The 24,801-nt window shown below is 59.6% G+C and carries 20 protein-coding genes; 13 read left to right on the forward strand and 7 right to left on the reverse strand.

The window, feature by feature from the left end; translation table 11 throughout:
- Nucleotides 1-260 precede the first annotated feature (260 nt).
- Nucleotides 261-1,187: a serine O-acetyltransferase EpsC gene (gene epsC, locus ACI77H_RS19380; protein ID WP_407013318.1), complete on the reverse strand. Its 927-nt coding sequence runs from the start codon at nt 1,185-1,187 to the stop codon at nt 261-263.
- A 192-nt stretch (nt 1,188-1,379) separates the two neighbouring features.
- On the opposite strand from epsC, the gene ACI77H_RS19385 reads away from it, so the two are divergent.
- The 11 genes from ACI77H_RS19385 (at nt 1,380) to ACI77H_RS19435 (ending at nt 13,044) form a co-directional block, all read left to right on the forward strand.
- On the forward strand, nt 1,380-2,372 hold the full coding sequence (locus ACI77H_RS19385; RefSeq protein WP_407013319.1) for a D-cysteine desulfhydrase: 993 nt from the start codon (nt 1,380-1,382) through the stop codon (nt 2,370-2,372).
- Nucleotides 2,373-2,687: 315 nt separating this feature from the next.
- Nucleotides 2,688-3,488 (forward strand): cystine ABC transporter substrate-binding protein, encoded by an 801-nt coding sequence (tcyJ, locus tag ACI77H_RS19390; protein WP_407013320.1) that lies wholly within the window; start codon nt 2,688-2,690, stop codon nt 3,486-3,488.
- Nucleotides 3,488-4,153 carry a cystine ABC transporter permease gene (gene tcyL / locus ACI77H_RS19395; protein WP_407013321.1) on the forward strand — a complete coding sequence of 222 codons (666 nt, stop codon included), beginning with the start codon at nt 3,488-3,490 and terminating at the stop codon, nt 4,151-4,153. Before tcyJ ends, tcyL begins: the two co-directional genes overlap by 1 nt.
- A 4-nt stretch (nt 4,154-4,157) precedes the next feature.
- Nucleotides 4,158-4,913, forward strand: coding sequence for an L-cystine ABC transporter ATP-binding protein TcyN (gene tcyN, locus ACI77H_RS19400; protein ID WP_407013322.1), 756 nt, complete (start codon nt 4,158-4,160; stop codon nt 4,911-4,913).
- Between the two features lie 468 nt (nt 4,914-5,381).
- Nucleotides 5,382-6,146, forward strand: coding sequence for a hypothetical protein (locus ACI77H_RS19405; RefSeq protein ID WP_407013323.1), 765 nt, complete (start codon nt 5,382-5,384; stop codon nt 6,144-6,146).
- Between the two features lie 385 nt (nt 6,147-6,531).
- The gene (locus tag ACI77H_RS19410; protein ID WP_407013324.1) at nt 6,532-7,773 is read left to right on the forward strand and encodes an SfnB family sulfur acquisition oxidoreductase; all 1,242 of its coding nucleotides are present in this window, start codon (nt 6,532-6,534) and stop codon (nt 7,771-7,773) included.
- Between the two features lie 23 nt (nt 7,774-7,796).
- Nucleotides 7,797-8,990, forward strand: coding sequence for an SfnB family sulfur acquisition oxidoreductase (locus ACI77H_RS19415; RefSeq protein ID WP_407013325.1), 1,194 nt, complete (start codon nt 7,797-7,799; stop codon nt 8,988-8,990).
- Nucleotides 8,990-10,348, forward strand: coding sequence for an LLM class flavin-dependent oxidoreductase (locus ACI77H_RS19420; RefSeq protein WP_407013326.1), 1,359 nt, complete (start codon nt 8,990-8,992; stop codon nt 10,346-10,348). The genes ACI77H_RS19415 and ACI77H_RS19420 overlap by 1 nt, the downstream gene beginning before the upstream one ends.
- Nucleotides 10,349-10,476: 128 nt before the next feature.
- A complete protein-coding gene (locus tag ACI77H_RS19425) occupies nt 10,477-11,286 on the forward strand; it encodes a MetQ/NlpA family ABC transporter substrate-binding protein (protein WP_407013327.1) in 810 nt (269 codons plus the stop codon).
- Nucleotides 11,287-11,288: 2 nt separating this feature from the next.
- Complete coding sequence (locus tag ACI77H_RS19430; RefSeq protein WP_407013328.1) at nt 11,289-12,410, forward strand: methionine ABC transporter ATP-binding protein; 1,122 nt, start codon at nt 11,289-11,291, stop codon at nt 12,408-12,410.
- Nucleotides 12,400-13,044, forward strand: coding sequence for a methionine ABC transporter permease (locus ACI77H_RS19435; RefSeq protein ID WP_407013329.1), 645 nt, complete (start codon nt 12,400-12,402; stop codon nt 13,042-13,044). The genes ACI77H_RS19430 and ACI77H_RS19435 overlap by 11 nt, the downstream gene beginning before the upstream one ends.
- 80 nt (nt 13,045-13,124) lie before the next feature.
- Here ACI77H_RS19435 and ACI77H_RS19440 read toward each other — a convergent pair whose 3' ends face one another.
- Nucleotides 13,125-15,914, reverse strand: a complete 2,790-nt coding sequence (locus ACI77H_RS19440; RefSeq protein ID WP_407013330.1) for an RHS repeat domain-containing protein — start codon at nt 15,912-15,914, stop codon at nt 13,125-13,127.
- A 524-nt stretch (nt 15,915-16,438) separates the two neighbouring features.
- Between ACI77H_RS19440 and ACI77H_RS19445 the strand changes: the two genes are divergently transcribed.
- On the forward strand, nt 16,439-16,804 hold the full coding sequence (locus ACI77H_RS19445) for a DUF6124 family protein (protein WP_407013331.1): 366 nt from the start codon (nt 16,439-16,441) through the stop codon (nt 16,802-16,804).
- Nucleotides 16,805-16,904: 100 nt separating this feature from the next.
- On the forward strand, nt 16,905-17,534 hold the full coding sequence (locus tag ACI77H_RS19450) for a class I SAM-dependent methyltransferase (RefSeq protein ID WP_407013332.1): 630 nt from the start codon (nt 16,905-16,907) through the stop codon (nt 17,532-17,534).
- Nucleotides 17,535-17,608: 74 nt separating this feature from the next.
- Here ACI77H_RS19450 and ACI77H_RS19455 read toward each other — a convergent pair whose 3' ends face one another.
- The 5 genes from ACI77H_RS19455 to ACI77H_RS19475 form a co-directional block, all read right to left on the reverse strand.
- Entirely contained in the window at nt 17,609-18,739 is a 1,131-nt protein-coding gene (locus tag ACI77H_RS19455) for a hypothetical protein (RefSeq protein WP_407013333.1), read from the reverse strand.
- Entirely contained in the window at nt 18,723-19,118 is a 396-nt protein-coding gene (locus tag ACI77H_RS19460) for a hypothetical protein (protein WP_407013334.1), read from the reverse strand. The genes ACI77H_RS19455 and ACI77H_RS19460 overlap by 17 nt, the downstream gene beginning before the upstream one ends.
- Entirely contained in the window at nt 19,115-19,999 is an 885-nt protein-coding gene (locus ACI77H_RS19465) for a hypothetical protein (protein WP_407013335.1), read from the reverse strand. The genes ACI77H_RS19460 and ACI77H_RS19465 overlap by 4 nt, the downstream gene beginning before the upstream one ends.
- A 229-nt stretch (nt 20,000-20,228) precedes the next feature.
- Nucleotides 20,229-23,867, reverse strand: coding sequence for a toxin VasX (locus ACI77H_RS19470; protein ID WP_407013336.1), 3,639 nt, complete (start codon nt 23,865-23,867; stop codon nt 20,229-20,231).
- Nucleotides 23,864-24,730 (reverse strand): DUF4123 domain-containing protein, encoded by an 867-nt coding sequence (locus ACI77H_RS19475; RefSeq protein WP_407013337.1) that lies wholly within the window; start codon nt 24,728-24,730, stop codon nt 23,864-23,866. Before ACI77H_RS19475 ends, ACI77H_RS19470 begins: the two co-directional genes overlap by 4 nt.
- Nucleotides 24,731-24,801 lie beyond the last annotated feature (71 nt).

Here is a 24,801-nt window from a genome sequence, read left to right on the forward strand (position 1 = left end):
ATAGGGTGCTAAGGACTAATCGCAGGGCTCGGCGGTACTGTTCGTACGCTAGCTCAAGGATGGGTATGACGTGGGGTTTGGGGGATTCGTTCAGTGGAGAATTGGCTGAATGCCATTATCTCGGTCTGGCTTGAGAGCGATCGCCGGCAAGCCGGCTCCTACAGGTTTTGTGTCGTTCACAGAATTATCGTTCAACACATACCTTGTAGGAGCTGGCTTGCCAGCGATGGCGTCAGACAAGCCAATAAAGATTTCGAAGCTTACTTCTGCGTCCCGTCATCATGCTGCAGATTCGCCTGCGTCAGGTTGCACCCCGCCGGCACACTGCGCGTCAGCCAGACGTTGCCGCCAATGGTCGAGCCCTTGCCGATGGTGATCCGCCCCAGAATCGTCGCGCCGGCATAGATCACCACATCGTCCTCGACAATCGGATGCCGCGGATGGCCCTTCTGCAACTGGCCGTCTTCATCCGCCGGGAAGCGTTTGGCGCCCAGGGTTACAGCCTGATAAATCCGCACACGCTCGCCAATGATTGCGGTCTCGCCGATTACCACGCCCGTCCCGTGATCAATGAAGAAGCTGCGGCCGATCTGCGCGCCCGGATGAATGTCGATACCGGTCGCCGAGTGCGCGATTTCTGCACTGATCCGCGCCAGCAGCGGCAGCCCGGCACGGTACAAATGGTGCGCGAGGCGATGGTGAATCACCGCCAGAATCCCCGGGTAGCACAGCAACACTTCATCGACGCTGCGGGCCGCCGGGTCACCGTGATAGGCCGCCAGCACATCGGTGTCCAACAGGCTGCGCAGCCCCGGCAGGGCGAGGGCAAATTCCTGGATGATCTGGATCGTTTTGGCTTCGACTTCGGTGTCGGCCGAGGCGCTGTGGCGGGCGGCGTAACGCAGTTCGAGCCGTGCCTGCCCCAGCAACGCGTTCAGCGCAACGTCCAGCGTGTGACCGACGTAGAAGTCTTCACTCTCTTCGCGCAGGTCCACCGGCCCAAGGCGCATTGGGAACAACGCCCCGCACAGCGCTTCAAGAATCTCCGCCATGGCCCCTCGGGAAGGCAACTCGCGACCACCCTGCTCGCCGCTGGCGCGGCCGTTTTGCGCACGCCACTGGTCGCGCGCCGTGCGCAGTTGGCTGACGATGGTCTGCAATTGCCAATGGCTGGAACGCTCGCTCACGGTAAAAACTCCACACGGGCGGCCGGACTGTCTGGCCGCGCTGACGGCGATTACTTTACGGCAAGGTCTGGAAACCGAATTAAGAACCGATTGTGCTGTGCTCAGCACTTTTGGCTATAAGTAATCTCGGCGGTTGCCCCTGCATATAGGCGTGCCTATAGTCCTGACATCTCCCACCGCCAGTACGGACCCATGATCAAACAACAGCTCGCCCGTTTTGACCGCCTCGATCTGCTCGGCCACCCGACCCCTCTGGAAAAACTCGAACGCCTGTCGAGCTGGCTGGGCCGCGACGTGTACGTCAAACGCGACGACCTGACGCCGCTGGCGATGGGCGGCAACAAACTGCGCAAACTCGAATACCTCGGTGCCGATGCGCTGGCCCAAGGCGCGGACACGCTGATCACTGCCGGCGCGCTGCAATCCAACCACGTGCGCCAGACCGCCGCCCTCGCTGCCAAACTGGGTCTGGGTTGCGTCGCGCTGCTGGAAAATCCTTTGGGCACCGAAGACGCCAACTATGTCGGCAACGGTAATCGGCTGCTGCTTGACCTGTTCGATACCAAGGTCGAATTGGTGGAAAACCTCGACAACGCTGACGAGCAGTTGGAAGCACTGGCCGCTCGCCTGCGCAGCAACGGCAAAAAGCCGTATCTGGTGCCGATTGGTGGCTCGAATGCCTTGGGCGCTTTGGGTTATGTGCGTGCCGGCCTGGAACTGGCCGAGCAGATCAAGGACACCGGCCTGACTTTCGCCGCTGTGGTGCTGGCCTCGGGCAGCGCCGGGACCCACAGCGGCCTGGCACTCGCGTTGAGCGAAGCTCTGCCGGATTTGCCAGTGATTGGCGTGACAGTATCCCGCAGCGAAGAAGATCAGCGGCCGAAGGTTCAAGGCCTCGCCGAGCGTACCGCAGCGCTGCTGGGTGTCAGCCTGCCAGCGAGTTTCAAGATCGAGCTGTGGGACGAGTACTTTGGCCCGCGTTATGGCGAGCCAAATGCCGGAACGCTGTCGGCGGTGAAGCTGCTGGCGAGTCAGGAAGGGCTGCTGCTGGACCCGGTGTATACCGGCAAGGCCATGGCAGGGTTGCTCGACGGGATTGGGCGTCAGCGTTTTGATGACGGCCCGATCATCTTCCTGCACACCGGTGGGGCGCCGGCTTTGTTTGCTTACAACTCGGCATTTTGAGAGCGCTTTGCGCTCTATCGCTGGCAAGCCAGCGCCTACACGTTTTGTGTCGTCAACAAATCCCTAGTCCGACACAAACCCTGTAGTAGCTGGCTTGCCAGCGATGGCTGGTCTAGCTGACGCATATTCAATTAAAGAATAACAAACGCAATATTTATTATTTTCCTATCTATAAGCACCGTCATATAGTCACGCCGCAGGCGAATTTGCAGCGAGACGCATACGCTGCTTTAGGGCAGGATATTGCAGTCGTCCAAATCCCGATTTTGCCAACATTCCTAAAAGCGTCTTCATAAGAAAACACAGGGGCTTGTCATGAATTTTTCCGCACTACGTCGCAATCTGCTGGTAGGTTCGCTGGGCCTGGCGCTGAGCGCCGGTCTGCTGGGGCAGGCGGTTGCCGGTGAGCAACTGCAGAAAATCAAAGACGCTGGCGTGATCAACGTCGGCCTGGAAGGCACCTACCCACCGTTCAGTTTCGTCGACGCCGACGGCAAACTGGCCGGCTTCGAAGTCGAATTCTCCGAAGCCCTGGCCAAAGAGCTGGGCGTGAAGGTCAAACTGCAACCGACCAAATGGGACGGCATCCTCGCAGCGCTGGAATCCAAACGTCTGGACGCGGTGATCAACCAGGTGACCATCTCCGAAGAGCGCAAGAAGAAGTATGACTTCTCCGAGCCTTACACCGTTTCCGGGATTCAGGCGCTGGTGCAGACCAAGAAAGCTGCGGAGCTGAACATCAAGTCCGCTGCCGATCTGACTGGCAAGAAAGTCGGCGTAGGCCTGGGCACCAACTACGAACAGTGGGTCAAAGCCAATGTACCGGGCGCTGACGTGCGCACCTATGACGATGATCCGACCAAGTTCGCTGACCTGAAAAACGGTCGCATCGACGCCATTCTGATCGACCGCCTCGCCGCGCTGGAATACGCCAAGAAGGCCAAGGATACTTCCGCCGCCGGCGAAGCGTTCTCCCGCCAGGAAGCCGGCATTGCCCTGCGCAAAGGCGAGCCTGAGTTGCTGGCAGCGGTGAACAAGGCCATCGACAAGCTGCGTGCCGACGGTACGCTGAAAAAGCTTTCGGAAAAATACTTCAGCGCTGACGTCACTCAATAATGGAAGAAGCTTTTCAACTTGCGCTGGACTCCGCGCCCTTCCTGCTGAAGGGCGCGTACTACACGGTAATCCTCAGCCTGGGCGGGATGTTCTTCGGTCTGGTGATGGGGTTCGGCCTGGCGCTGATGCGCCTGTCGCGCTTCAAAACGGTGAGCTGGCTGGCGCGTATCTACGTGTCGTTCTTTCGCGGCACGCCGTTGCTGGTGCAACTGTTCGTGATCTATTACGGCTTGCCGCAACTGGGCATCGAACTTGATCCGCTGCCAGCGGCCCTGATCGGCTTCTCGCTGAACATGGCCGCCTACGCCTGCGAAATCCTCCGTGCCGCAATCAGCTCCATCGAGCGCGGCCAGTGGGAAGCCGCCGCCAGTATTGGCATGACCCGCGCGCAAACCTTGCGCCGGGCCATCATCCCGCAAGCGATGCGCACGGCACTGCCGCCGCTGGGCAACAGCTTCATCTCGCTGGTCAAGGACACGGCGCTGGCCGCCACCATTCAGGTGCCGGAACTGTTCCGTCAGGCCCAGCTGATTACCGCCCGGACCTTCGAAATTTTCACCATGTATCTGGCCGCCGCGCTGATCTACTGGATTCTGGCCACGGTGCTGTCGCACCTGCAGAACCAGTTGGAAGCCCGGGTCAATCGGCACGACCAGGAGTCCTGACCCCATGATTGTCGTGGAAAAACTGACAAAGCAGTTCAAGGGTCAAGTGGTGCTTAACGGCATTGATCTGGAAGTGAAAGAAGGCGAGGTCGTGGCGATCATCGGGCCGAGCGGCTCGGGCAAAACCACGTTCCTGCGTTGCCTGAATTTTCTGGAAGAACCCACCAGCGGCCGGATCAAGGTCGGCGACATCGAGATCGATGGCAGCCGCCCGTTGAACCAGCAGCAGAGCCTGGTGCGGCGCTTGCGTCAGCACGTCGGCTTCGTGTTCCAGAGCTTCAACCTGTTCCCCCATCGCACCGCGCTGGAAAACGTCATCGAAGGCCCGATCATCGTCAAGAAGATCCCGCATGCCGATGCCGTGGCCCTGGGCAAAAAGCTGTTGGCCAGGGTTGGCCTGGCGGGCAAGGAAGACGCTTACCCGCGACGCCTTTCCGGAGGTCAGCAACAGCGTGTGGCGATTGCCCGTGCGCTGGCGATGGAGCCGGAAGTGATTCTGTTCGATGAACCCACCTCGGCACTCGATCCGGAGCTGGTGGGTGAAGTGCTGGCGACCATCCGCAGCCTCGCCGAGGAGAAGCGCACCATGGTCATCGTGACCCACGAAATGGGCTTTGCCCGCGACGTGGCCAACCGCGTGGTGTTTTTCGACAAGGGTGTGATCGTTGAACAAGGCGAAGCCAAAGAGTTGTTTGCCCATCCGAAAGAAGAACGGACAAAGCAGTTTCTCAGCAAGTTTCTGAACAATGCTCATCACTGAGCAGTCATGACAACGAGATTAACTTCCAAGGATGGAAGTTGCATTCGAACCTGATAATACCCCCTCAAACCACTCGTACAATTTATCCCTCTTTCAATAATCGTGTGCGGTACATATATATGTCCTGCGACAGATTTCCCTCACCTAAAATCCACGAAACACCTCAGCGTTAGTGCTCGGGCAAGCGCTGCCTTCCAGTGCAAAGCGTGCTGATTCAGTGGGCATGTTCGACAAGTCGATGCGGCTTCCTGACCTGAAAGCGTAGGAGCTTTCTGAATAACAACAGATTCGTTACTCAACTAACTCACTCTATTGACACTTATTCAACCGCGCTCTTATCTAGTTCCCAGCAAACGTAACTCATCACGTTCAATCATTGTTTTCATATGGAAGTAATGAGCCGTTTGCAGCTCGGCCAATCAGTTCTTTCAGAAACGGACTTCGCTGCAAGACTTCAAGGAGAACCCCATGAAACATACCTCGAACAAACCCGAACTTGCGGCACCGACCGTGGCGCAATCCCACCGGAGCGGCATCAGCATCACCTCGGCCGCTCATCTGCTGATCGACGTCGCGCCTTACCCCGGCATGGACGAAGGCGACTTGATCGAGCTGTTCTGGGACAGCTGCTACGTGGCCTCCAGGGTGCTGAACACCCAGGACGTCGGCAAAACCGTCAGCCTGCGCGTACCGCAAAGCTTCATCGCCAACGGCTCCTCGCGCCTTCACTACCGGCTGATGCAGGTTGGCCATGGGCCTGCGCTGTCACCGACAACCCGCGTACAGGTCAAGCTCGACTGCCCCGGAGGCCAACCCTCGGCCCTGTACGGTGACGAAAACCAGAGCCTTGCGCCAGTGAGCATTCCCGAAACCATCCGCCGTCAGGGCGTCAACCCGAACCAGATCAAGCGCGGCGTTCCCTTGACCATCGAACCCTACCTGAACATGGCCATCGACGATGAAATCACCCTGCGCTGGGGCGATGTACGCATGGACCTGCCACGGCTCAAGGCGAACGATGTGGGTGAGCCGATTCAGGTCTGGGTGCCGCCAGCGATCATTCTCGAAGCAGGCGAAGACCTGCGACTGGAGGTGACTTACTGCATCCTCGACCGGGTGGGTAATAACTCGCGTTGGGCGCCGGCGCGTACGCTAAAAATTGGTTGTGCCAATCCCTATCTGAAGGGCCGGCCGAAGGAAATGCTCATGGCCGCAGAACCCCGGAAACACTGACACCCTTCCTGCAGGAGCGAACTGGCTCGCGATGAACGTCAACGAAAACGCGTGCTGTCTGGACAAGCCCGTTGCCTTCAGATGTTTCGCGAGCAAGCTCGCTCCTACAAATGCCGAATCAGACAGTCAGGTGTTGCTCCAGAAACAACTGTTGCCCTGGGTACAGTTGCTGTTGACACACTTCTATTCATATTCCTAAAAGTTAGTTTATTTAATTTTTATACACGCTTAGGGTATATAAACCGGACCACCGGACATTCTTGTTTTTACTTCGCCGCACCGATCGCGGCGTTTCCATGAGATGTGAGGTAGGTATGGTCCGGAACACAATCACCCCAGTGCAGATCGCCAGGGCATTGCGTGCAGCAGCCAAGGAGCGGCACTGATGTCCAGTCTGGCAGATGCAATCGTCCAGAGTGACCTGGACGTCGCCCCGTTGTTGTTGCCCGCACAGGTATTGCGCAACGACGCACAAGCGATCAACGCCGCCCATGAGCTGGCGCACATCGCCCGCCAACAAGCGGCCAAACGCGACCGCCAGCGCAAGCTGCCGTGGTCGGAAATCGAACAGTTCACCCGCAGCGGCCTGGGCAGCATCGCCATCCCGCGCGAATACGGCGGCCCGCAGGTTTCGTTCGTCACCCTGGCCGATGTTTTTGCGATCATTTCCGCCGCCGACCCGGCGCTGGGACAGATCCCGCAGAACCAGTTCGGCATTCTCAACCTGGTGCTCGGCAGTGCTACCGAAGCGCAGAAAAAACAGCTGTTCAAAAGCGTGCTTGAAGGCTGGCGCATCGGTAATGCCGGCCCTGAGCGCGGCACCAAAAACACCTTGGAACTGAAGGCGCGCATCACCGCCGACGGCGACGGTTTTGTCATCAGCGGACAGAAGTTCTATTCCACCGGCGCCCTGTTCGCCCACTGGGTCGCGGTCAAGGCATTGAATGACGACGGCAAGCAGGTACTGGCCTTCGTTCGTCGCGGCACACCGGGGCTGCGCATCGTCGATGACTGGTCCGGCTTCGGCCAGCGCACCACCGCCAGCGGCACCATTTTGCTCAACAACGTGCGGGTCGACGCCGAGCTGGTGGTGGATAACTGGAAGATCAACGACAAGCCGAACATTCAGGGCTCCGTGTCGCAGCTGATTCAAGCGGCCATCGACGCCGGCATCGCCCGTGGCGCCATCGACGACGCCATCGAATTCGTGAAAACCCGCGCCCGCCCGTGGATCGACGCCAAGGTTGAACGCGCCAGCGATGACCTGTACGTGATTGCCGACATCGGCAAACTGAAAATCGAACTGCACGCCGCCGAAGCGCTGCTGCGCAAGGCCGGTCAGGTACTCGATCAGGTCAATGCCGCGCCGCTCACCGCCGAGTCTGCCGCGCGAGCCTCGATTGCCGTGGCAGAAGCCAAAGTGCTGACCACCGAGATCTCGTTGTTGGCCAGCGAAAAGCTCTTCGAACTGGCCGGCAGCCGCGCCACCCTCGCCGAATTCAACCTCGACCGCCATTGGCGCAACGCCCGCGTGCACACCCTGCACGACCCGGTGCGCTGGAAATACCACGCAGTCGGCGCCTATCACTTGAACGGCACGCTGCCGGCTCGCCATTCCTGGATCTGACGACCAGACATCTGGAGAAACCTATGACTCTTTCTCACCACGTCGCGGTCATCACCAGCGATGAGCAAGCCCTGATCGTCGCCAGTGACCTGGCCGAAGATTTCAAACGCGACAGCGCCTTGCGCGACCGCGAACGCCGTTTGCCGCACCCGGAACTGGAAGTGTTTTCCCGCTCGGGCCTGTGGGGCATCAGCGTGCCAAAAGAGTACGGCGGCGCCGGGGTTTCGAACGTCACGCTGGCCAAGGTGATCGCCTTGATCGCCCAGGCTGACGGCTCCCTCGGACAAATTCCGCAGAACCATTTTTATGCCCTCGAAGTGCTGCACGTGAACGGTAGCGTCGAGCAGAAAAAACGTCTCTATGCAGAAGTGCTGGCCGGCCAGCGCTTCGGCAACGCACTGGCCGAACTCGGCACCAAAACCGCCCACGACCGCGTCACCAGCCTGACGCGCGACGGCGACGGCTATCGCATCAATGGCCGCAAGTTCTACGCAACGGGCGCGATCTACGCACAACGCATCCCGACCTCGGTGGTGGATGAACACGGCGTGCAGCAACTGGCATTCGTCCCGCGCGACAGCAAAGGCCTGACCGTCATCGACGACTGGAGCGGTTTCGGCCAGCGCACCACCGGCAGCGGTTCGGTGGTGTTCGAAGACGTCTTTGTCGCCGCCGAAGACGTGATCCCGTTTCAAAGTGCCTTCGAACGCCCGACCCCGGTCGGCCCGTTGGCGCAGATTCTTCACGCCGCCATCGACACCGGCATCGCCCGCGCCGCCTATGAAGACGCGCTGCATTTCGTGCGGACCAAAACCCGGCCATGGATCGACGCCACGCATGAAAAAGCCATCGATGACCCGCTGACCATCAAGAGTTTCGGCCACCTGAGCATTCGTCTGCACGCCGCCGAAGCCCTGCTGGAGCGCGCCGGCGAATTCCTCGACAAGGCCCAGGCCGAGACAAACGCCGAGACCGTTGCCGCCGCGTCGATTGCCGTCGCCGAAGCCCGCGCCATCAGCACCGAAATCTCCCTCGCCGCCGGCAGCACGCTGTTTGAACTGGCCGGCAGCCAGGCGACCCTGATCGAACACGGACTGGATCGCCACTGGCGCAACGCTCGGGTGCACACCCTGCACGACCCGGTGCGCTGGAAATATCACGCCGTGGGCAACTACTACCTCAACGATGAAAACCCGCCACTGCGGGGGACCATTTGATGACCGACGACAAAAAGAAAATCCTGCTCAACGCGTTCAACATGAACTGCATCGGGCACATCAACCATGGCTTGTGGACGCACCCACGGGACACCTCCACCCAATACAAAACCCTCGAATACTGGACCGAACTGGCGCAGTTGCTGGAGCGTGGACTGTTCGACGGCTTGTTCATCGCCGACATCGTCGGCGTGTACGACGTCTACCAGAACTCGGTGGACGTGCCGCTGAAAGAGTCAATCCAGTTGCCGGTCAACGACCCGCTGTTGCTGGTCTCGGCGATGGCCGCCGTCACTAAAAACCTTGGTTTCGGCCTGACCGCCAACCTGACCTACGAGCCGCCGTACCTGTTCGCCCGGCGCATGTCGACGCTCGATCACCTGAGTCGCGGTCGGGTCGGCTGGAACATCGTCACCGGCTACCTCGACAGCGCCGCCAAAGCCATGGGCCTGAGCGAGCAAGTGGAACACGACCGCCGTTACGACCAGGCCGATGAATACCTCGAAGTGCTCTACAAACTCTGGGAAGGCAGCTGGGAAAATGGCGCGGTGCTCAACGATCCCAAGCAACGGATCTACGCGCAACCGGACAAAGTGCACAAGGTCGAGCACAACGGTGAGTTCTATCAAGTCGAGGGTTATCACCTCTGCGAACCTTCGCCGCAGCGTACGCCGGTGCTGTTCCAGGCCGGCACTTCGGACCGCGGTTTGCTGTTCGCCGGGCGCCACGCCGAGTGCGTATTTATCAGCGGGCAGAACAAACCGTCGACCAAGGTTCAGGTGGACAAGGTGCGCGCCAGCGCCGTCGAGGCCGGGCGTCATCCTGAAGACATCAAGGTGTTCATGGGGCTGAACGTGATCGTCGGCGCCACCGAAGAGCTGGCCTGGGCCAAGCACGCCGAGTACCTGAGCTATGCCAGTGCCGAGGCCGGCGTGGCGCATTTCTCGGCGTCGACCGGAATCGATTTTTCCGAGTACGCCATCGACGAACCGATTCAGTACGTGAAGAGCAACGCGATTCAATCGGCCACCAAGAACCTGCAAAACAATGACTGGACCCGGCGCAAATTGCTTGAGCAGCACGCGCTCGGCGGCCGCTACATCACCGTGGTGGGTTCACCGGAGCAAGTGGCCGATGAGCTGGAATCGTGGATCGCCGAAACCGGGCTGGATGGCTTCAACCTGACGCGAATCGTCACGCCGGAAAGCTATGTGGATTTCATTGAACAGGTGATTCCGGAGTTGCAGCGGCGTGGGTCGTACAAGACGGCTTACGACGAGGGCAGCCTGCGGGAAAAGCTGTTTCACGCAGAGGCGCATTTGCCTGAGCAACACACCGGATCGGCGTTTCGCCGCTAAAAGCATCGCTGGCAAGCCAGCTCCCACAGGGATTGTGTGAACACCCGAGAACACTGTGGGAGCGGGCTTGCCCGCGATGAGGCCCGAACAGACACCCAACATTTACTGCACTGACTGGAAACCCCATCATGAAAAAGACCAACCTCTCTCACCCAGTCAAAGCACTGGCCCTGGCCCTCGGCCTCTTCAGCTCCATCACCTTCGCCGCCGACGCGCCGCTGAAAGTCGGCACCACCGCCGCGTTCGCCATCCCGCTGGAGGCCGCCGTCGAAGAAGCCAACAAACAAGGCCTGAAAGTCGAACTCGTCGAGTTCACCGACTGGATCGCCCCCAACGTCAGCCTCGCCGCCGGCGACATCGACGTGAATTACTTCCAGCACGTGCCGTTCCTGGAAAACGCCAAGGCCGCCGCCGGTTTTGACCTGGTGCCGTTCGCGCCGGGGATCATCAACAACGTCGGCCTCTACTCGAAAAAATACAAAAGCTTCGACGAGCTGCCGGAAGGCGCCAGCGTCGCCATCGCCAACGACCCGATCAACAGCGGTCGCGGCCTGCAACTGCTGGCCAAGGCGGGCCTGATCACGCTCAAACCGGGCGTCGGTTACAAGGCCACCGAAGAAGACATCATCGCCAACCCGAAGAAAATCAAAATCCTCCAGGTCGAAGCCGTGCAACTGGTGCGCGCCTATGACGACGCCGATCTGGTTCAGGGCTACCCGGCCTACATCCGCCTGGCGAAGACCTTCGATGCCGGTTCCGCGCTGCTGTTCGATGGCCTCGATCACAAGGAATACGTGATTCAGTTCGTGATCCAGCCGAAAAGCAAAACCGACCCGCGCCTGATCAAGTTCGTCGACATCTACCAGCATTCGCCAGCCGTTCGCGCAGCGCTGGACAAGGCTCACGGCAAGCTCTATCAAGCCGGCTGGGAAAGCTGAGCATGACGGCCGCGATCCAACGGCGACTGGATATTCCAGAGCCTCAGAAAGCCGTACAGACCGAACTGCACCCGGACCTGAATCGTGCTCACGTGCGCTTCATCGGCCTGGGCAAAACCTACGACGGCCAGCAAGGTCCGGTGGCGGCGCTGCACGGCATCGACCTGGCGATCCAGCGCGGTGAAGTGTTCGGCGTCATCGGCCGCAGCGGCGCCGGCAAGTCGTCGCTGATCCGCACCATCAACCGCCTCGAACAACCGAGCAGCGGGCGCGTATTGATCGATCAGGTGGACATCGGCGAGTTCGACGAAGACCGCCTGGTGGCGCTGCGTCGGCGCATCGGCATGATCTTCCAGCACTTCAACCTGATGTCGGCCAAAACCGTTTGGCAGAACGTCGAGTTGCCGCTGAAAGTCGCCGGAGTGCCCAAGGGAAAACGCGAGCAAAAAGTTCGAGAACTGCTGGAACTGGTCGGCCTGCAAGAGAAGCACAAAGCCTACCCGGCGCAGCTTTCCGGTGGACAGAAGCAGCGCGTCGGCATCGCCCGCGCGCTGGTCCACGACCCGGAGATTCTGTTGTGCGACGAAGCCACTTCGGCGCTCGACCCGGAGACCACGCAATCGATCCTCGGCCTGCTGCGCGAGATCAATCAGCGCCTGGGGCTGACCATCGTGCTGATCACTCACGAGATGGCGGTGATCCGCGACATCTGCGACCGCGTCGTGGTGTTGGAACACGGGCGCATCGTCGAGCAAGGCCCGGTGTGGGAAGTCTTTGGCAACCCGCAGCATGAGGTCAGCAAGACCTTGCTCGCGCCGTTGCAACACGCCCTGCCGCAGGAGCTGCAAAGTCGTCTTCAGGCGCAACCACAGTCGCCTGACGCCGCCGTGGTCTTGCGTTTGCAATTCACCGGCAGCGCCACCGACGAACCCGATCTGGCAGCGCTGTTCGCCGCCCTCGGTGGGCGTGTGCGTTTGCTGCAAGGTGGCGTGGAACGGATTCAGGGCCATGCGTTGGGGCAATTGCTGCTGGCGGTGACGGGATCGACGCTGGGCGCCGAAGCACTGCGCCAGCGCGCCGGCCACTGGGCACAACAGGTAGAGGTGCTGGGCTATGTGGTTTGATCGCTTGCTGCAAGGTTTCATCGACACGTTTTTGATGGTCGGCGTGTCGTCATTGATCGCGCTGCTGGCGGGGATTCCGCTGGCGGTGATCCTGGTCACCAGCGCCAAGGGCGGGATCTACGAAGCACCGGCGCTGAACCGCGCCTTGGGTGCATTCGTGAACCTGTTTCGCTCGATTCCGTTTTTGATTTTGATGGTGGCGTTGATTCCATTTACCCGGCTCATCGTCGGCACCACGTATGGCGTATGGGCGGCCGTAGTGCCGCTGACGATTGCGGCCACGCCTTTCTTTGCCCGCATCGCGGAAGTCAGTTTGCGCGAGGTGGATTTCGGCTTGATCGAAGCGGCGCAGGCGATAGGGTGCCGGCGTTGGCACATCGTCTGGCATGTTTTGTTGCCCGAGGCGTTGCCGGGGATTGTCGGTGGTTTCACCATCACCTTGGTGACGATGATCAACTCGTCAGCCATGGCCGGGGCGATTGGTGCCGGTGGGTTGGGGGACATCGCGTACCGGTACGGGTATCAGCGGTTTGATAGCCAGATCATGTTGACGGTGATTGTGTTGCTGGTGGTGTTGGTGGCGGTGATTCAGTTGGGTGGTGATCGGTTGGCGCGGGGGTTGAACAAGCGCTGAAGGAAATGAAGGACCTCAACGAGGGGGAACGTCTTGCCAACGCCTGCTACCCTCCCGTTCAAGCACTCAAGGACTCGATGTCACTTCGCATACTGCTTTTTAAAAAGGTGACCAAGAGATCGGAAAAATGAAGTCTTTCCGGTTTTCTCCTGAGCGAGTGGACGTGTTGCTCGGCGGGTGACACTGGACGGTTTTACGGGCTCAGCCAATGGCTTGGCGTTCCTCAACGCAGACTCTTCAATGTAGATCTGCTGGGCCGTCATCCCTTTCGCCTCCATCTTGAAAATGATGTTCAGGCCTTCACTTTCGCCCCAATTCGCTTTGGCGGCTTCCCAGACACCTTGTTCTTTCAGGTACGTGATCAAGCCATTGAAATCTCGCTTGTACGTGTTCACCAGGCGCTCATATGTTTCAGGTGAGTCAATGGAATTGATTCGAAGCGCGGAATCAAACGACGAGCTCTCGGGAATAGGGACATAGCTCACGGCCTGTTGCTGCGGAGCTATCTCACGAATCATCGCTGTCACGTCAATTGAGGATTCGGGTTTGTAGTGCCCGGAGTGATTGTTGATGACGAATTTCGAAGGGTCTTGCTCATCGACTTTCAACAGCCCCGCGAACTCTGGAAGGCCCATTCCAGGCTGGATGCCCATGTGCTGCTGATACATATTGGCAAACAGACGCAGCTTGCCGCCCTGATCACGAAACGCAGCCACGGCCTGTCCGAACGATGATGGGTAGTACCCGGAATTCTCACCCTCGAACGCCTTCATGCCTCGGCCATAAACCTGACCGGTACTCATGAACGTGTTTTTCTCTTGATCCCAGTTCAGCTCCTCGAACCATCCCGTTCCAATGCTTTTATTCATTGGGTTGACGATATCGGCGATAAAGATATCGACTGGAATCGATAAGGTGCCCTGCCAGTCGTAGAAGTTAACCGGGTTGTTCCTCACCATCGCATAGCGATTCAACCCGTCGATGTCGCCTGCCGGGTCCGGGCTTATCCAGCGCTGCAACCACGGCGCGTAATACCGAAATCCATAGTAATAAAGCCCTGTCACATCCCGTTCTTTACCGGAATAGCGAATCGTTTTGTACTTTGCCACCAAGGCACTTTTACCTGCCCAGCATGCAGTGCCGCCGAAGGGATAATAGTGTTCCTGAGTCAGCACGCCTGCTTCGTGATCCAACTCCAACGTGCTGGAACCGAGGTGGTCGCAGAGGCTGTAGCGGAGTTGATCGACATGGGTTCCTTCGGGCCAATGCAAGGCTCGAACACTGCAATGTCCCGCTTCGGCGCTAATGACATGGTGCTCTTCACCATTGGCCTGTCGGTGGATTTCCAGGCCGGGCAGGTAACGGACTTCCGTGCGCAGGGTTCGGCGACGAGTCTGGCTGACATGCACCTTGCGCAGCCGATGGCCAGGACGGTCGTAGGTATAGCATTCGTAATCCTCGGGTTCGTCTTCACGTTTGACCAGGGTCACCCGACTCAACTGATTGCGGATGTCCCACGTCATGGCTTGGCCACGCAGAAGCTCAAGCTGATTGCCGCAGGCATCGAAGCCTGACTCGATGTCGGATTCTCCCGGCAGGGAACCATCGTCCCGCTGCGCCAGGCTTCGGTTGCTGCGCGCGGAGGTGAACATCGAGAAACCCGGCGCACCGCTGTGGTGGCGAGTGATCAGATTGCCCGCCACGTCATATTTGAAGCCCTGGGTGTAATTGCGCCGCTGATTGGGGTCCAGCGGTGTGGGCAGCAAATCCGGCAACCCCGGTCCTTGGCTGGGCGTGCTGACTTCCCAGCCCTTGGCTTCGACCAGTTGAGACAGGCTGTCATAGCGGTAGTGGTTGATCGGGTCGATGCGCTGGTTGTTGAACCAGGTAACGGATTGGGCCTTGTCTTCCAGCTCGGTGATATTGCCCCCGGCATCGTAGGTGTAATTCAGATCCTGCACGGGATTCTGAGTCCCGACCGCCGCCACCAACCGCATCAAGCGACCGCTCTCGGCGTCGTACTCGCTTCGCGTTTGAACGCCATTGCCAGCCGTTTCACGCTCGATCTGGTCTTGGGCGTTGTAGCGCATATCGCTGACCAGCCGTTGCGGTTGTTTGCCCTCACCCGCCAGCAGCAGCCAAGTCTCACGCAGTTTGCCTGCCACGTCGTAACCATAGGTTTGGACATTGTCCATGGCATCGGTTTGACGTTGAATCCCGCCGGTGGGATTGAAGGTGTGGCGTGTCACGAACGACTGATCTTCCAGCCACTCATCTCGGGCATCGGGATCGAGGGGCCAGTCGGGTGTTTCAAGTTCAATGAGCAAGCGTCTGGTTTCAACCAGCGCAGAGCCAGCCAAACCATATTCGTTGAGGATCTGAGAGCCGGCCGGGTCGTCATGGCGAATCAACCGGCCGCCCTGATTGTGCTCGGTAACCGAATCACTGGAGCCACCGTAAGTCAGCCGTTCCACCCTGCGAGGCAGCTCTGCGGCGGCCTGCTCCGTTACTTCAATCGGACGCTGCTGATCGTCATATTTGCAATGGCGCTGATGACCCCGTCCATCCCAGAACGAATGCAGCAAGCCGTTGTGATTCAACAGACTCAGCTGCCAACCGGTTTCCACACTGTCCGTCAACACGGGCTGGCCACTCAAACCGTAGACGGTGGTCAGGTTCGGTTTCGGCGCCGTTCCCCAAAGCCGCGGATCCCATGACGCAACCAGTCGCCCGGCATCATCGAAGATTTGCCGGGTGATGCGCGGCTCAATAACGACCTCGTCCGGATGGCGACAATAGCCCACGCTGCGAATCGCCAGGGCTCGCGGGCCAATAACCGACAAGGTCGGTGTATGTGGGTGAGCGTTCACGTTATCGACGGTCCTTCGCTTGGTTCGAGGAAAGACTGAGCCATTTTTGGCCGGGCCGATACTGTAAGAAGTAACAGGTAGTCGCACCGAGGGGGTTGGTGGCGGGGATCGGTTGGCGCGGGCGTTGAACAAGCGCTGATTCAAGGTTGGCGGTAGGAATTGCACTACAAATCGGGAAGTTTTCCGACAGAGAAATCAGCACTCCTACAAGGCTGATCCCTTTCATTTGCAGGACGTTTCCTAGATGATTCCGCACGCTTGCGCCGGTGGATTCTCGTGGCTAGTCTCGGTCCGTCACTGCTCATCAGTGATCGGGTTTAGTCGCTCGGATCTCGCTAGGCGCACAGCGCTACCTCATATCGGGTGTTTTTTATTGCCCGGCATTTATGGTGGCTGTGCGCAGGGCACCCTCGGGTGCGCCGGTTTTGCCTGGCGACCGGTCGACTAACCTGCGTGCAGCCGCCACCCCTTGGTCGTTTAGTCGCGATATCGGTTGGCTCCCACTAAGGCCAGGAGCTTTACCAATGAAAAAACCAGTCCCCGATCCACCTCCCGAAACCTCAAGCAAAGACAACGACGATCCGCTAAGCGGTCGCTCAGCGCTTTACCACGCGATCGATTTTTACCTCACCCGCGAACATACCGGCGCACCGGACGAACTGCGCTTCTACAACGTCAGCCAAGACGTGAACTTCGAAGACACGCAACTCTATGTCGCCGACTTGCTGCGCTGTGCCTCGGTCACCGCCTATCGATGTGGCGATCAACTCAAAGGTGCCGACAGGGCCATGGTGTTCTCGATTTGGCATCTGCTGGAAATTGCCAAGGCGATGGTTGATCGGTCCATTGAATGCCTGGGCATGAAGCACACCGCAAGCCCGCCTGAATAATCGGTCGACCGTGAAACCGCCCGCGAGCAAGTGGCTGGGCAGCAGCCACCTGCTCCATGGCGTATATTCGGCGAACTTCCATTGCCTGCGCAGCCGCCCCATGAAACAGACGCCCGACGACCTCAAACAGATCACCGCCACCACCCTTGGCCACTACAACTCGGTGGCCGAAGATTTTCGTGAAGGGACGCGCGATCACGATGTCAGTCAGAACATCGATGCGCTGCTACGGCATGTTCAGGGGGCGGCGCCCTTCGACATCCTCGACTTTGGCTGCGGGCCGGGCCGGGATTTACAGACGTTCACGCGCATGGGCCACACCGCGGTCGGCCTCGACGGCTCGGAGAAGTTTGCGCAAATGGCGCGTGAGGACAGTGGTTGCGAGGTCTGGCAGCAGGACTTTCTGAAGCTTGATTTACCGGCTGAGCGCTTTGACGGGATCTTCGCCAATGCGGTGCTGTTCCACATTCCCCGTCAGGAATTGCCTCGGGTGTTGAAGCAATTGCACTCGGCTTTGAAACCGGGCGGTGTGTTGTTCAGCTCCAATCCGCGTGGGGAGAATCAGGAAGGCTGGAATGGCCCGCGGTATGGGGCGTATCACGATCTTCAGGCGTGGCAGGACTTGCTGACCGAGGCGGGTTTTGTGGAGCTGGAGCATTACTACCGGCCGGCGGGGCTGCCGCAGGAGCAGCAGCCTTGGTTGGCGAGTGTCTGGCGTAGGCCGGTGTAAGCCGGTCGGCCGCCATCAGCGGCACAACCGGGGCCTTGCCGCTGTCCTCGACGGTGGCATGTTGGCAGTTAACTTCATGCGCTTCGCTTCCCCGTACTGTCGCCGCTATAAACCTCGGCAAAAATCTCGGTAATGGCTCGGCGTGGCTGTCGCTTGTGAAGTGCCCGTACTTGTTCGCTCAGGCGCAGCAGTTCTTCACTCGGTTTCGCCCACTGTTCCTTCGGCAGCGGCTCGGACCATTGGCGCATCGCTTCGGGCATGGCCTGCGGGGCCATTTTCTGGAGGCGGCGGATTTCCCATTTGGTCAGGTGGTTGGGAATCGTCCACAGGGTCATGACGTGGTACAGGTACCAGAAAAACCCCGAGATCCGACCACGTTGGCCGTCGCGGATTTGCTGGTGCATGCGTGCGCGAGCGTTGTGGAAAGTGTGCAGGCCTTCGTGGGGCGGGTCGTTCGGGCCTTGCAGGTCTAGCGGGTCCTGAATGGATTTGAGGTCGTGGATTTCGTATTCCATATAACCGCGAATGGCTTCCCAGTGGCTGATGGCCAGTGAAAGACCGAAGCAGGGAAATTCAACGCTGGTGAGGGTCTCGCCGTGCTGGAAACCGATGCCCATGCCGTACTGGCGGTGGATGCCGTATTGGGTCGCGCCTTGGGCTTCGATGACCCAGGCGGAGAGGGATTCCCAGGGGACGAAGAGCGGTTCGGTGGCGCCTTCGGGCATGAAGCAGACTTCGCGGTGTTGGCGGTTGAAGCGGGTGGGGATGATGTGGAGGCGTTTTTTGTGGTTGTGGTGCCAGACGCCGAGGCCGATAAATAGAGAGCAAAAGCCACTTACTAGCGCGTAGCCGTAGCTTTCATCAAACACGCCGAGTACCGAGCCCCAGATTTCTACTTGGCTGTAACCGAACACAACCCCGAGGAGCGCAGCAAGCATTGGAGGTAGAAAAGCGAGCATTAAAGTGCCGCTGAATGGAAAGACTAGAGTCATTTGCCACATAAAGACTTGCGGTGATCCCAGTCCGAAGTCCATATACACCTCATTGAGCTCTCCGATATGGGGGCCAAGCGGCGGCAACGTTGTCGGTAATGGCAACGGCGCGAGATAAGTGATTTTCCCACTTGGAAACGGCTCAACGTCTCCGGCTTTTCCGGATTGCTCTAGGTGCTGGGGCGGCAGAGACATATCAATCTTGGTGGGCATGGTCGGCCACCTCCAGCAAATGGGTTTCAACCAGCAACATGGGCGGATGCTCGGTAACGGTTTGAGAGGCCAACGCCGGAAAGCGGCCGTCACTCCGAGGGTTCAGGCGAATGACCCGAATGCGAGAAACCCACACGCCCTTGGCATTCAGTGTCTGGATACAGACGGCCAACTCCAGTGTTTCGGAGGCCGGGGTAAATTCAGAGTCTGGGTCCACGGGATACTGCAGGCACAGCACCAGCCGGTCGGGTCCTGCTTGCACGATGCGCAGGTTATCCGTGATTTCCTCGCTGATGACGTCCTTGCGCTCGCGCGGTACACCACGACTGTGGAGGGGAACGGCCAGACGATGGGCGCCAACATTGAATAAACAACTCATGCGCGACGTTTGTCGGTCGGATTCAATCGCTGCACTTCCGCAAAGATCTCGGTGATCGGGCGTCGCGGCTGGCGTTTATGCAGGGCGCGGACCTGATCGCTCAGGCGCAGCAGTTCTTCACTCGGTTTGGCCCACTGTTCCTTCGGCAGCGGCTCGGACCATTGGCGCATCGCTTCGGGCATGGCCTGCGGGGCCATTTTCTGGAGGCGGCGGATTTCCCATTCGGTCAGGTGGTTGGGAATCGTCCACAGGGTCATGACGTGGTACAGGTACCAGAAAAACCCCGATACCCGACCACGTTGGCCGTCGCGGATTTGCTGGTGCATGCGTGCGCGAGCGTTGTGGAAAGTGTGCAGGCCTTCGTGGGGTGGGTCGTTCGGGCCTTGCAGGTCTTGTAGGTCCTGAATGGATTTGAGGTCGTGGATTTCGTATTCCATATAACCGCGAATGGCTTCCCAGTGGCTGATGGCCAGTGAAAGACCGAAGCAGGGAAATTCGACGCTGGTCAGGGTCTCGCCGTGCTGGAAACCGATGCCCATGCCGTATTGGCGGTGGATGCCGTATTGGGTCGCGCCTTGGGCTTCGATGACCCAGGCGGATAAGGATTCCCAGGGGACGAAGAGCGGTTCGGTGGCGTCCTCGGGCATGAAGCAGACTTCGCGACGTTGGCGGTTGAAGCGGGTTGGGATGATGGCGGCGCGTTTGTTGTGATAGTGGAGCCAAGTGCAGAAGAGGATCGCCAACGCAGAGAAGCCGGTTATTAGGGCTATTCCGTAGGACGCATGGAAGATCCCCTCTATGGCGTGAGAAATGTCGTCCCACCCCATGCCAAACAAAAAAAACATGAAGCCGCCGATTAGCGGAAAGAGAAAGGCGATCATGACGACTCCGCTGAAGGGCCCGCCCAGTAAGAACTGCCATGAAAACACTTGGGGCGATCCCAAGCCAAAATCCATGTACAACTCATTGAGCTCCCCGATATGGGGACCATGTGGCGGCAGCGATGTCGGCAATGGCAACGGCGCGAGATAGGTGATCCTCCCGCTGGGAAACGGCTCGATTTCACCGGCTTTGCGGGATTGCTCAAGGTGCGCTGCAGGCAAGGAGCTATCATTCTTGGTGGGCATGGTCGGCCAGCTCCAGCAGATGGGTTTCAACCCGCAACAACGGTGGATGCTCGGTAACGGATTGACGGGGCAGCGCAGGGAAACGCCCCTCAGCACGAGGGTTAAGGTGAATGACCTCAGTCCGTGACTCCCACACCCCCTTGGCGTTCAGGGTCTGGATACAGACGGCCAGTTCCAGCGTTTCGGACGCCGGGGTAAATTCAGAGTCAGGATCCACGGGATACTGCAGGCACAGCACCAGCCGGTCGGGACCTGTTTGCACGATGCGCAGGTTATCCGTGATTTCCTCGCTGATGACGTCCTTGCGTTCTCGCGGCGTGCCCCGGCTGTGGAGAGGAATGGCAATGCGGTGGGCGCCGATCCCCAGACGATGAGCCGGTTGTCCACTCAACGGTGGCTGAAAATCACTGAGCTTGAGCCTTGGCAGCACCAAATGAATGTCGCTGGGCTTGGCTTTTAGCAGCAAGTTTTTCAGCCACGAGTCATGTTCGTTCGGGCCCAGTTGCGCATACGGAGCGTTGAGCAAATAACCCAAATAATGCTGATATTCATCCAGGGTATGGTCACCGCGATGATCGGTGTCCAGGCTCCAAGGTGTGGTTTTCAGCCATTTATCGTGGGCGCTGATGTTGTAACGGTTGTACAGCCAGGTGCCACCCAGCTCCAGCACGGTGAACAGGGCTCCCGCGAGGTTGAAACGGAAGAATACGGTGGAGAGGCGTGTGCCTGCGGCGGCCCAGGCGGCGGTTCTTGCGGCGCTGTTTTTTGCGACCAGCACGTTAAACGCAGCACGACCGGTGTGAGTCAAACCATACGCATTGACGGTCGTCATGCCGGCCGCGCCCACTGTCGCGTGCGCTGCACTATTCTGCGCAGCCGTATTGCCACTACGCGTCGCCTGTTGCCAATTCTGGTGATGGTTGATGAGGCTGACCATTGACGATGCAAAACCTAAAACGTAGGTAAAGAAACCCAACCCAACATGCATCTTGCCCATCTGCACATGTACATTCTGCAACGCATGATGCTGAAGTCCCGCGACGAGTGCAGCGCTACGTGCCTTCAACGCTGTGTCGGCGAGACTTTGCGCCGCAGTGAACCCGGCAGCACCAGTAACCGCCAACGCATTGGCCAAGGGAGCCCATGTTCGCTTGTTCCTGGATTGGTTAGTCAGTTCCCTTATTACCGAAACCAAATTCACCCCCTGCACCAAAAACACCAACAACCCCATCCCTTCGCTCTTGATCAGGTCTGCCTTCGGCACACTCTGAACCCCCAGCCGAATATCCTTCAGCAAACTCCGCACTTCCTGCTGCTGCGCCGGTGGAAACACCACCGTCACCCCCGCCCGAGCAGGCGTCGCGCCATACAGGCGCGCCGACTCATCCGGCAGTTCGGCAATCGGGCTCAGCGCCCCGGCCAAGCGGCCTTCGAGCTGCGTCAACTGCCCGCGCACCCGAACGATCTCACCCTGCAATTCCAACGCCCGTGCTGTCCTGTGCCCCTGGCGATTTTTGTTGTGGGTGATCTGGTTGCGTTCGCGGGTCAGGGTTTTCAGGTAGTCACGCTCACTGAGCAATTCCTTGAGGCTGTTTTGCAGCGCCGCGTGTTCCGCCGGGCTGGCGACGGTGAAGGTCACCCCGGTGGTTTTTGCCGCGTCGAGAATCCGCCCTAGTAGCGCCTTGGGCAGGCGTCGGAACAGTTCATCGAGGTCGGGAATTTTCTCGCTCGCCAGATCGAAACCTTCCAAGGCCCGGCTCAGGCCCAGGTTCAGCGCCGGGCTGAGGCTGTGCTGGGCCGCGTCGGCAACGGCGCGGGTGTGTTCGGGCAAATCGTCGAGGGCCGGCAGGGGCGGTTGTTCGATTTTCTGCAACTCGCCCAGCCAGTGCGGCAGGTTGTTGAACACGCCCATGCCGGCGTTGAACAACGTGGCGTATTGCGCCGCCCGTTCCGGCTGCAGACGCAGCGGCAAGGTGTAGAACAGTGGCCGGGTCAGTTCCGGGTGTTTTTCCAGATAACCGAGGAGGATTTCGCTGGCGTAATCGCTGCGGCAAAGGTCTTTGAGGCAGGCGTATTCGGTAGTGAGAGCCTGATGAAGTTGCTGTTGATCCTGCGCGTCGTAGTACCAAGCCGAACGATGGTAACGCCCGGCACACACCAGCATCGTGCGGTCGGCGGTGATGCGATCCAGCAAGCGGTTCCAGCGGCCAAGGTCGTCGCGGTGCTGCAACAACGCGTCGTCCATGGCCGGTCGGTCGATGAAATCATTGACCCCGCGTTTGCCACTGAAGTTGGAGCCTTCGAGCACATCGACGATGCGTTTGTTTTGCGCTTGGCCAAGTTTTACCAAGGTGTCGAGGTGACGTTCGACGAAATCATCGGGGGCGACCTTGAAATGTTGGCGAGCGTAGTAGCGGTCGTCTGCCTCGTCACTGGCGCGGCTGTGGGCGGTGAAGTCGGGTGTGCCACCCTGGTACTTGGCGAATTTGAACGCTTCGGCATGGGCTTCTTTGCGCAACTGCTCCAGCTCTGGAGGCACGGGGCCGTCCGGTGGCTCGACCTTGCCGCCCTTGTTCAGGTAGTCGAGCAGAGCTTGGCGGGTCTGCTCCCGATCCGGTTCCGGCAACTGTTGCAGATCACCAAAAAGCGCCTGGACTCGCGGGTCGTCACTGGCCTTGGCCAGTTCGCCGATATCCGCCGGACTGAGCCGGCTCAGGGACTCGATGTAGCAGGCCAACAGGTAATCGCGTTCGTTGTGGCCGGCATTGCTCCAGTTATCGACCCAACCAACCGCGGTGTCCTGATACCCGGCCAGATCACGCAGCACACCGAGGTCGTCCTGCACCACGAGGAACAACGTGTCGTCCTGATACGCCGAGCGCACTCGCCCGAGCAACTCGCCGATGTGCGCCTCGCGAAAGCGCAACGGCTGCTCCCACAGATAGGGTTTACGTTCGTGCGCAGGGGCATCGCTGACGTGTACCGGCGGCAATAGAACGGCGTCCGGCGGCGCCTCGGCTTCATGTTCCGCACGGTCTTGTGCGGCTTGCGCCTGCTGGACCGGGGCGGTCGCGATCTCTGCCAGCCACTGCTCGCCCTGCTTGACCGTCAGCAGATGCTCGCCACCGGTTTGGCAATGCACCGGGCCGAGGTCGACGGCCTGCATGAAGTGGTCGCGTTCGGCGCGGCTGTCGAGCACTTGCGTGCATTTGGCCGCCGTCCACTGCACTTCGGCAAAGTTCACGTACAGCGTGCTGCGTCTGGAAAAGATAAGCGCCGGACGCTCCTCGATGGGCGTGCGCTGATCGCTGGTGACCTTGGCGCCCTTGTGCAGCAAGGCGCTGACCACTCCGTCGCGCACTTGGTACTCATGCAATTCACCGGTAACGCTGTCGATGACATACAGCCAGCCATCGCGCAGCAAACGGATGCCCAAAGGACGCGTGGTGAGGGCATACGGCAGCTTCAGGTCGGCACTCGGGTCGAGGGGCTTTTCCACCAGCCCGTAACGCAAGGGCAGCAGCTGCACGTGGGTTTGTCGCAAGGGACAGGCACCCAGAGAGCCGATGGGGGATTTGGAGGCCGCTGCTGCGGCGAGGTTGGCAGGGTGTGGCTTGTTCATGGGCGACCTCGTTCATTGACCCATTGGCGGGCCAGGTCAGCGGCCAGCGCAACGCGCTCGCCGGGGGATTGCAGCGACGGCGTATGCAGCAATCGGTTGATGTGCGGGTGCTGATCGAGCGATGAGCCATCCAGCAAGGCCATGACGTTGGCGTAATAAAACAATTCGGACTGGCTGCTCAAACCCAGGGCAGTGGCCTCGGTTTCCAGTTGTTCCAGCATTGGCCAGCGTTCGGCCACGGTTTCGCTGCCATGGCGTTCGGGGAAGTGCTTGAGCAGATGCGCGTCGAGTTCGAGCAGCGTTCGGCGCCGGTCAACCTGGTCCAGCGCCGAGCTCTGCTCAGTACTCAGGCGATAAGGTGTTGGCAAGTCCGGGCATTCGGGCTGGCGAGGTTGATGACGATGCCATGTGGCGTCGACGCTATCGGCCGTCACCACACAGGACAACGGGCCGAACAAGCGCTGATCGTTGCTGCTGAACAAAGCCTGCGTGACGGCGGCGTCGGCCAGTCGCAGGAAGACCTGCAACCCGTCTGGCAACTCGACGCTCAGCAGTTTGCGCAAGTGCTGCGCCACCTCATGCGCCGGTTTGGGGCTGAACAACAGCACACCCCACTCTTCCGGCGCGTGCTGCACAAAGAACTGAAAAATGTCCGCGTCAGGTTGTTCAATCGCCACCAGCAGCGGTGAGATATCACGCAGCGTATTGAAGGGCGTGCTGTCGTACAGGGCGAGGATGCTGGCGCCGGGGCTCAGGGCCTTCAGGCGCTGCGGCAAATCGCTCAGGGTCGCGCCGTCCAGCAACAGATACGCCTGTTGCTCGCCCCATGGCAGGTCGTCAGGCAGCAAAGTCAACAGTGTCATGCCTGGGCCGCCTCGCACATCAGGCAGCGCGAGCTGCGTGTTGAAACCAGGTACGGCGTTGCAACGTCGAG

Origin of the sequence: Pseudomonas sp. O230 (assembly GCF_045447035.1) — a bacterium.
Lineage (GTDB): Bacteria > Pseudomonadota > Gammaproteobacteria > Pseudomonadales > Pseudomonadaceae > Aquipseudomonas.